Origin of the sequence: Mesorhizobium sp. M7A.F.Ca.US.002.01.1.1, assembly GCF_004022955.1 — a bacterium.
Classification (GTDB): domain Bacteria; phylum Pseudomonadota; class Alphaproteobacteria; order Rhizobiales; family Rhizobiaceae; genus Mesorhizobium; species Mesorhizobium ciceri.
This window is the reverse complement of sequence record NZ_RZQE01000238.1, coordinates 1-8789: the sequence shown is the minus strand read 5'-3', so window position 1 is coordinate 8789 and position 8789 is coordinate 1. Positions and strand designations below refer to the sequence as shown.

The 8789-nt window shown below is 63.2% G+C and carries 7 protein-coding genes; 1 reads left to right on the top strand and 6 read right to left on the bottom strand.

Annotation, left to right across the window (positions count from 1 at the left end; all coding sequences use genetic code 11):
- Window positions 1–119: 119 nt before the first annotated feature.
- The 5 genes from EN932_RS21470 to EN932_RS21450 form a co-directional block, all read right to left on the bottom strand.
- Window positions 120–506 carry a hypothetical protein gene (locus EN932_RS21470; protein WP_128369058.1) on the bottom strand — a complete coding sequence of 129 codons (387 nt, stop codon included), beginning with the start codon at window positions 504–506 and terminating at the stop codon, window positions 120–122.
- Window positions 507–591: 85 nt separating this feature from the next.
- Window positions 592–1845 (bottom strand): MgtC/SapB family protein, encoded by a 1254-nt coding sequence (locus EN932_RS21465; protein WP_128369057.1) that lies wholly within the window; start codon window positions 1843–1845, stop codon window positions 592–594.
- A gap of 13 nt (window positions 1846–1858) precedes the next feature.
- Window positions 1859–2308, bottom strand: coding sequence for a thioredoxin TrxC (gene trxC / locus EN932_RS21460; protein ID WP_127371932.1), 450 nt, complete (start codon window positions 2306–2308; stop codon window positions 1859–1861).
- A gap of 28 nt (window positions 2309–2336) precedes the next feature.
- Complete coding sequence (locus EN932_RS21455) at window positions 2337–4190, bottom strand: heavy metal translocating P-type ATPase (RefSeq protein ID WP_128369056.1); 1854 nt, start codon at window positions 4188–4190, stop codon at window positions 2337–2339.
- Between the two features lie 35 nt (window positions 4191–4225).
- Window positions 4226–4612, bottom strand: a complete 387-nt coding sequence (locus tag EN932_RS21450; RefSeq protein ID WP_128369055.1) for a DUF302 domain-containing protein — start codon at window positions 4610–4612, stop codon at window positions 4226–4228.
- 154 nt (window positions 4613–4766) lie between these two features.
- On the opposite strand from EN932_RS21450, the gene EN932_RS21445 reads away from it, so the two are divergent.
- Window positions 4767–7448, top strand: coding sequence for a bifunctional acetate--CoA ligase family protein/GNAT family N-acetyltransferase (locus tag EN932_RS21445; RefSeq protein ID WP_128369054.1), 2682 nt, complete (start codon window positions 4767–4769; stop codon window positions 7446–7448).
- A gap of 22 nt (window positions 7449–7470) precedes the next feature.
- Here the strand turns inward: EN932_RS21445 and EN932_RS21440 are convergent.
- Window positions 7471–8789: bifunctional aminoglycoside phosphotransferase/ATP-binding protein (locus EN932_RS21440; protein WP_128369053.1), on the bottom strand; the 1319-nt coding region annotated here is incomplete at its 5' end.

Below are 8789 nucleotides of genomic sequence, written 5' to 3'. Positions count from 1 at the left end.
CTCGCCATAGGCGTTGGCAAGGCTGCGGCAGAGCCGGTCCGGGGACGGGTCGGGGTGACCGACCACGATCAGGATGCGTCGCGACATGGTCTACTCCGAGCGAGCTTGGCATTGCAGCGTCAAGGCTGCTCGACCCTTGCTACCTGATAGGTGTGCATGGCGCCGTTGCGCTCGATCGACACGTACTCACCGGTCACGAACCGTTCGTCGCCGAGATGGAAGCCGATTTCGTCGTCGCGATCGCCTTCGGCGTAGTCGAAATACCACTGTCCGCCGGGCTTGCGCCTCAGCCGGCCGATCATATCCTGCTGGCCGGTGCGAAAGCGGCGTACACGGCAAGAGGCCCGGTGCGACTTCCATTCCTCGGCATCGATCCGGCCTTCGCCGGTCAATGGAGCGAGCACGTCATAACCTTCTTCGCGGTCGCCTGCCGGGTGGCCCTTTTCACGCGCGAGCAACAGCCGGACATTGCGGAATTTCGGGGTGAGGTCCTTCAAACTGGTCATGGCGAACTCCTTTCACGGAATCTCATAGAGCGGTGGCCAGACCTGTCCCTTGATCCGCATCAAAGAAGGCTCGAGAACAACACTTCTATCCAGGACCGAGCAAAAGCAGGGCGCAGATACCCATAGTCGCGGCAATCAAAGTTGCTGCGGCCAGCGGTAACCAAAATCTGACCGGACCGGCAAATACTGCAAGCGACAGGCGGCCGATCGCATTTGCTGCCAGCGCCGCGAGCACGGCTTGGCCCACGGTCTCGACGGACACGGAATGCTTAACCAGGCGCAGCGCGCCAAGCACCGAGACATCGACATCGAATGCGCCGGCCAGCGCCGAACTCGCCAGCAGACCGCGCCCACCGAATTGAGCGGCCAGCCCGGCGCTTGCGGTCGCGACGATCGCAAAGAGCAAGGCGAAGAGCAGCAGCGGGCCCAGTTCGAATGGATTGCGCGCGATCGCGCTGCCTTCACCGTTCCCGCTGTCGCGAGTGAGCAGCAACGCGCCGCAGACAGCGAAGGCAAGCGCCGCGGCAAACGCCGGAATGGCGACCGACGCGAGCACGCTTGGCTCTACGATCAGAACCACGGCGCAGACGCGGAGAACCGAAACCATTGCAGCCAGCGATGCCGCCCCGGCGAGCGGCAGCGGACTGCTCGCCGAGGCGGCGTTGCGGGCAAGCGCCAAGGTCACGGCGGTGGAGGAAACGATCGCACCGGTGAGCGAACTGACCAGCAGACCACGCGTATTGCCAAGAATGCGAACAGCCACATAGCCGGCGAACGATATGGAGGCCATCAGCACTGTCAGAAACCAGACCTCCCACGGATTGAAACCGCCCCACGGGTCCAACGTCCGGTTTGGCAGCAGGGGCAAGACGATCGCTGTCATCACCGCAAGGATCAGTGCCGACCGGAGTTCGATCCAGGTCAGTCGCTTCAAAAGGCCGTGAAGGACCTCGCGGCTAGCCAGGATTGCCGCCAGTGCCGCCCCACCGGCAGCTGCAGCCCGATAATCGCCGGCGACCGAAAGCGACCCAAGCGCGAAGACGCAAAGACCAGCGATCACGCTCGTGACGCTGAAATCCTCGTCATGGACAGCCTCGCGCGCCTTGTACCAGGCGAAGATTGCCGCAAAGGCGATGAAGCCGCCGACCAGCATGGGTACCGCGCTGAGTGCACTGGCGAGTGCGGCGAGCACGCCGCCAAGCAGGCCGGATATACCATATGTCCGGATGCCGGCTGTGCGACTGCGATCGGGTGCATCCCGCTCCTGCCAGCCACGCTCCAAGCCGACGAGGAGACCTATTGCGAGGGCCAGTCCGAGCCGGGCGATGAGTGGATCCATTGGCGGGGCGACTTCAGGCGGCGACCGTCGGCAGGCGGTCGCGAACCCACCTGACGATCTGGCCCGCCGTCATTGCGCCGGATGTGCGCGCGATTTCGCGCCCGCCATGAAAGAGGACCATGGTCGGGATGCTGCGAATGCCGAGCTTGGCCGCAACAGCTTCCTCATTGTCGGAATTGACTTTGATCAGACGGACATGCGGCTCCAGTTCACTTGCTGCGGCTTCGTAAGCCGGCGCCATCATCTTGCAGGGGCCGCACCAGGGTGCCCAGATATCGACGACAACTGGAAGGCTGCTGCGCTCGATCTGATTATCGAAGATCGCGGCATCGACATCTTCGGGATGCCCGGAAAACAGCCTGTTCCCGCACTTTCCACATTTCGCTTCCATAGCATTGCGACCCGGCGGCAGGCGGTTGACGCCACCGCATTTGCTGCAAACCACCAGATTCTGCTGTGCCATGGTCATTTACCGATTTTGCTCTCGACCACTATGCGCGCCATAGATGGCCATCGCCAAGAGTGCGCAACGCGTTCAGGATGACCGCCACGTCAATCCCTTCCTGAAGCAACGCTCCGGCAACCGGGGTAATCTGTCCCATGGCCGCCGCGATCATTGCCAGCCCCGACAGCACCAGCCCGGCGATGATGCTTTGTAAGGCGATCGATCGCGTTCGCCGTGCGATCCGAACTGCATCGGCGACGGGCTGCAGCCTGTCGGTCAGCACGATGACATCAGCTGCCTCGGAGGAGGCGGTCGCACCACGTGCGCCGATGGCCACACCGACCGTTGCGGCCGCCAGGGCAGGGGCATCGTTGATGCCGTCGCCGACCATCATTGTGGGTGCCTGCGCTTTTTCGGCTTCGACCGTCGCGACTTTTTCGGTAGGAGTCGCGTCGGCGACAATGGCGTCGAGGTCGAGCCGGGCGGAGATGCGCTTGGCTGCCACGCCGTCGTCGCCTGTGAGCATGATCATGCGCGCAATGCCGGCTGAGCGCAGCTTGCCGAGTGCGTCGTGCGCATCAACACGCAGAGCGTCCCCGAACGTGAAAACACCGGCAAGCCGTCCGCCGATTGCTACAAAGACCCTGAGCACCGGTTCGTCCCGGTATTTTTGTTCGCCGCTTTTCGCCCAGCGGGGCAGCGGCTTGTCAGTAAGCACGAGAGCCCGTGATCCCGCAGCGATCGACATGTTGTCGACCCGGCCCTTCAGGCCCGCACCGCGGTGCTCGTGAACATCATGCGGATGCGAAAGCATCAGCTGTCTGCCGCGCGCCGCCCGGATGATGGAGTCGGCTAGCACATGGTGCGAGGCCTGTTCCAGGGATGCCAACAGCTGCAGCGATTGGTTCGCGTCACGGCCGGGTGCTGTCTCGATTTCAATGAGTTCGGCGCCGCCGATGGTCAAGGTCCCCGTCTTGTCGAAGATCGCGGTTCGGACCTGCGCAAGAGCCTCCAGAGCCGCGCTGCCTTTCATCAAGATGCCTGCACGCGCGGCGCGGGACACGCCGCCGATAAAGGCAACGGGTGCCGCGAGGATGAGCGGGCAAGGTGTCGCGACAACCAGCACGGCGAGCGCCCGGATCGGATCGCCGGAGATGTACCAGGCGGCACCGGAAACCAGCAAAGTGGCTGGCAGCAGGAACAGGGCGAAGCGGTCGGCCATGCGGATGAACGGGGATTTCGCCGTCTGCGCTGCAGCAACCATGCGAACGATCGCGGCATAGGTGCTCTGCTCTGCCAAGGCAGAAGCCTGCATGCTGAAGGTCTCCCCCGCATTGATGGTGCCGCTGCGCAGCATATCGCCGGCTGTCCGCAGTTCCGGCAGCGGTTCTCCGCTCACTGCGGACTCGTCGAGCGAGGCCGAAGCATCGAGCAGGATGCCGTCGACGGGAAGCAGTTCGCCGGCCCGGACCAAAAGCTCGTCGCCCACGGCAACGTCTTCGACGGAGATGGTCTCTGTCCCCAGCTTTGACGTTCGATGGGCGACACGCGGTGACCGGTCGGTCAATGCCTTGAGGTTGCGTTCCGCGCGGCCGCGGGCGAAATCCTCAAGCACCGTGCCGCCGGCATACATGATCGCCACCACTATTGCGGCCAGGGGTTGACCGAGCAGCAGAGCGGCGGACATCGACACCAAGGCAATCGCGTCGACACCGAAGCGGCCTATCCAGAAATCACGCAGAATGGAGATGGCGAGAGCCGCCACCACGGGCAAGGTCGCCACCGTCCAGATCATGTCGGCTTCAAAGGGGCCAAGCCCGGTTCGCCAGGCTCCTAAACCATAGGCGAGGCCCAGGATGGCGATGACCAGCAATGCGCGTCGTAGAGCAGACTCGTTCATCCGATGTCCCTCAACCCCTGATGGCCCCCTTTGCGCTAGAGCTCGCGGACCGTCTCCTCGAGCAGGCACCGCACATCGTTCGCGACCTGCGCAAGCTCTCGATTGCCGATAGCGCCCATCGAAGCGACCGGATCCACCGCTGCGACCTCCACCTTTCCCGGTCCGACCTCGGTGACGATGACATTGCAGGGCAGCATGGTTCCGATCTTGTCTTCGGACTGAAGCGCCCGCCATGCGAAATGCGGGTTGCACGCGCCCAGGATCACATAGGGCCTGAAATCGGCGCCAAGCTTGGCCTTCATGGTCTGCTGGACATCAATCGAGGTCAGAACGCCAAAGCCCTTGCTTGCGAGCTTGGCGGTCACGTGGTCGATTGCCGCTGTGAACGGCATGGCGACGATCTTGCTGAAATAGTAACTCATCCAATTCTCCAATCGTTGATCGCTACAGCTCGTCGCCACTTTGCGGGCGACCCCGCGCAAGAGCTAATCGCGATAACCGGAGAACGCTTTGATCCAACGCAACGAACGGGCAAGATCGACTGGCGATGATCGCCATGAACAGGAGACATTAGGGGTGACGATCCGAAATCTCGATCATGCGTTCGCTCCGAAGTCGGTTGCCGTGTTCGGGGCATCGGTGCGCGACGGGTCGGTCGGCCGTGTCGTCTTCGACAACATCGTCAATGGCGGCTTCGAAGGCGAGATCTGGCCGGTCAACCCGAAACATTCGCAGGTGGCTGGTCGACGCTGCTACGCGAAGGCGGCCGACCTGCCAGGCATTCCCGACCTCGGTGTCATCGTGACGCCGCCGGAGACGGTTCCCGGCATCGTGCGCGAGCTCGGCGACAAGGGCACGCGAGCGGCAGTCGTGATCACCGCCGGACTTACGCGCGAGAACGGCCTGCGTCAGGCCATGCTCGACGCCGCCAAGCCCAATCTTTTCCGCATCATCGGACCGAACACGGTCGGGCTGATGATCCCGCCACTGAAGCTCAATGCCGGATTTGCGCATATGGCCGCCGAGCCTGGCAACATCGCGCTGCTGTCGCAATCCGGCGCCATTGCCACGTCGCTGATCGACTGGGCGGCCGACAACAATGTCGGCTTCTCGCAAATCGTCTCCCTGGGTGACATGGCGGATGTCGACGTGGGAGATTGCATCGATATGCTGGCGGGCGACATGCACACGCGCGCCATCGTGATGTATCTCGAAACTATTCCCAATCCCCGCAAGTTCATCTCGGCCGCCCGTGCGGCGGCACGGGTCAAACCGGTGATCGCGATAAAATCCGGTCGGCACGAGCAATCGGCCAGGGCGGCAGCGACCCACACCGGCGCGCTGTCGGGGGCGGACCGTGTCGTCGATGCGGCATTGCTGCGCGCAGGCATCCTGCGCGTCAAAGGCCTGACCGAGCTGTTTGATGCCGCAGAGACGATCGCCCGCTTCACTCCGCTCAAACGGGCCCGTGTCGGCATCGTCACCAATGGCGGCGGGGCAGGGGTATTGGCCATTGATCAGCTAATCGATGGGCAAGGGGAACTGGCCGCGCTGTCGCCCGCCACCATCGAACGCCTGAACGCCGTATTGCCGCCGACATGGTCGCACGCCAATCCGGTCGACATCATCGGTGACGCCCCGCCTGAGCGCTACAAGGTGGCCGTCGAAGCCGTGGCGGCAGACCCCGGAACGGACGTCGTCCTGGTGATGAATTGTCCAACGGGGCTGGGTTCGCCGCTTGCCGCGGCAAGCGCGGTTACGGAACTCGCAAGGGAAGGGATGATCGCCGGCAAACCGGTCCTGACCTGCTGGCTCGGGGAGCATACGGCGCGCCCCGGGCGGCAAATCCTTCAGGATGCCGGCATTGCCAGTTTCGAAACGCCGGCTGACGCGGCAATGGCCGTCGCCTACCTCAGCGATTGGTCGCGTGCCCAGCGGGCATTGATGCGCACACCGTCGAGCCGCAGCGAGGACGTCACGAGCGATCGGGAAGCCGTGCTCGCCATTTTCAGGGAGGTCGCGAGGGAGGGGCGGCGAATGCTGACCGAGCCCGAAGCCAAGGCAGCAATTTCCGCCTACGGCATCCCGGTGCCCGAGACGGTCGTCGCCAAAACTCCTGCCGAAGCGGAAGTGGCAGCCTCGCGGCTCCTCAAAACGTCCGAACGGATCGTTGTCAAGCTGCTGTCCAAGGCGATCTCGCACAAATCGGACATTGGCGGGGTGGTGCTAAACATCGCCGATGCCGCTGCTGCTGGCGCTGCAGCACGCGCAATCGAGGCGCGCGTGCGCAGCCACGCACCGCAAGCCGATGTTGAAGGCTATGCCGTTCAGCCGATGGTGGTGCGAAAACAGGCACAGGAACTCATCCTCGGCATGAGCCAGGATCCGATCTTCGGGCCGGCCATCCTGTTTGGAGCCGGTGGCGTCGCGGTCGAAGTTATGGACGATACAGCGATCGCATTGCCGCCGCTCGACGACGTCCTTGCCGGCGACCTGATCGGGCAAACGCGGATCGGCCGCCTGCTTGCCGGGTTCCGCGATCGCAAGCCGGCCGATCGGCAGTCGATCGTTGCTGCACTCAACGGCCTGTCGCAGATGATCGTCGACTTTTCCTGCCTCGTTGCGGTGGACATCAATCCGCTGCTGGCCGACGCCGAGGGCGTGATTGCGCTCGACGCTCGCATCGAAATCGAGCCGGGACGCGTGGAAGAGGCCGGGCCGAACCCCGCACTTGCCATCAGGCCTTATCCGTCGGGTTGGGACAAGGCGTTTGCGGGAGGCGGCACGCATTATCACATCCGGCCGATCAAGCCGGCCGACATCGCGCTCTATCCCGAATTCCTTGCCAGGATTTCACCGGACGATCTGCGCTTGCGATTCCTGTCGCCGCGAAAGAGTTTCTCCGACCAGATGCTGAAGCGGTTCACCCAGCTCGACTATGACCGCAACATGGCCTTCGTCGCTCTGGAGACAAGCACCGGCGCCTTGGCGGGCATCAGCCGGCTTTCCTGTGATCCGGACCGCTCCGTTGCCGAATACGCCTTGCTGGTTCGCACGGACTTGCAGGGTCACGGTCTGGGCTGGGAATTGCTAAGGCAGATCGTCGCCTATGCAAAGGCCGACGGGATCGGATGGATAGAAGGCATCTTGCTCAGCGAGAACAGGACGATGCTGACCATGTGCCGCGAATTCGGCTTCTCGATCGCCCATCTTCCGGACGAGCCCGGCCTTGTCGAGGCTAGGCTCCAACTGCACTAAGGGCGATCATCTGCCGTACCTTTCAGGAGGCCGTGCGCAGGGTGTCGGACGCATCGCTGTCGGAAAACCTTCTCAGCTCTGTGACTAAGTCGGCAAGCTTCCGATCGGCATTGATCCTGCGCCAGCTCGTTTGGGCGGCGTTTCGCTGCAATTGCCGTGAAAGGATATCTATGGTGGCGTCGGAAGGGCCGCCCTTGCGATCACTGACCCGTTGCCACAGAACAAGCGGGTCCGCTTCCAACCAGAACCCGGCGAAAGCCACACCCCTGACGCTTGCCGCCTTCTCGATACGGTCGCGATCGGTAGGCCTGTCAAACACAGCGTCAGCGACAACCGAACCGCCCTCCGCAAGGATCAGGCAGGCCCGCCATGCCATGTCGCGATAGACACGGTCCGATACCTCCGGCCGATAAGCTTTGTCCGGCAGCCGCGTTTCGGCCGGCACACCGTGCATGGCCTTGCGGATACGGTCGCTTTCGACAACGCGGGCCCCGGGCGGCGCACCGACATGGGCGGCCAGCGCCTCCGCAGCGGTCGTCTTGCCCGAGCCGCTCAGGCCGCCGATGGCAACGAGCTGCGGCGATGTTTCCTGGAGAAGTGTATGGGCAAGGTCGAAATAGGATCTGGCCTCGGCAGCCAGTCGATCGGAATCGGCGCTGCCTTCCTCGACCTGTGTTGCGGTGACATGGGCGCGCACTGCGGCCCGCACCGCCATGAAGAAGGGCAGCAGGACGAACCCATCCTCGTCGTCGGCTTCGTCGAGATAGCGGTTCATCACAAGATTGGCGAGCTTCGGAAAACCGCAATGCCAAAGGTCCATCAGCAGGAAGGCAAGGTCGTACAGAATGTCGATGCTGGCGATCTGGTCGTTGAATTCGATGCAATCGAAGAGGCGGGGCTCGCCATCGAAAAGGCAGATGTTGCGCAGATGCAGATCGCCATGGCATCGGCGGACCTTGCCCGCGGCTTCCCGGCGGTCGAGCAATTCCGAATACCGGTGGAGGGTCGTGCGGAAGGCCTTGGCAAAGCTCGTGACCTCTGCTTTTGCGAAAACATGGCTGGTGGCAAAGCCGGCTTCATTGATGTCGAGCACACTGGCCAGATTGGATGAGCCGCTGCCATTGTGGATTGTCGGCGCGGAACGGTGGTAGCCCGCGATCATGCGTGCGACCCTGGTCATCAACTCCGGCGTCAATTCTCCCGCGGTTGCCATGCGATCGAGCAGCTTCGACTCGTCGAAGCGGACCATCTCGATCGCGGCGTCGACCATTTGCCCCGTGCCGTCAAAAACCAACTTGCCGTCGGCTTGCCGCGAGATGCGCCGCACCCCCAGATAAAGGC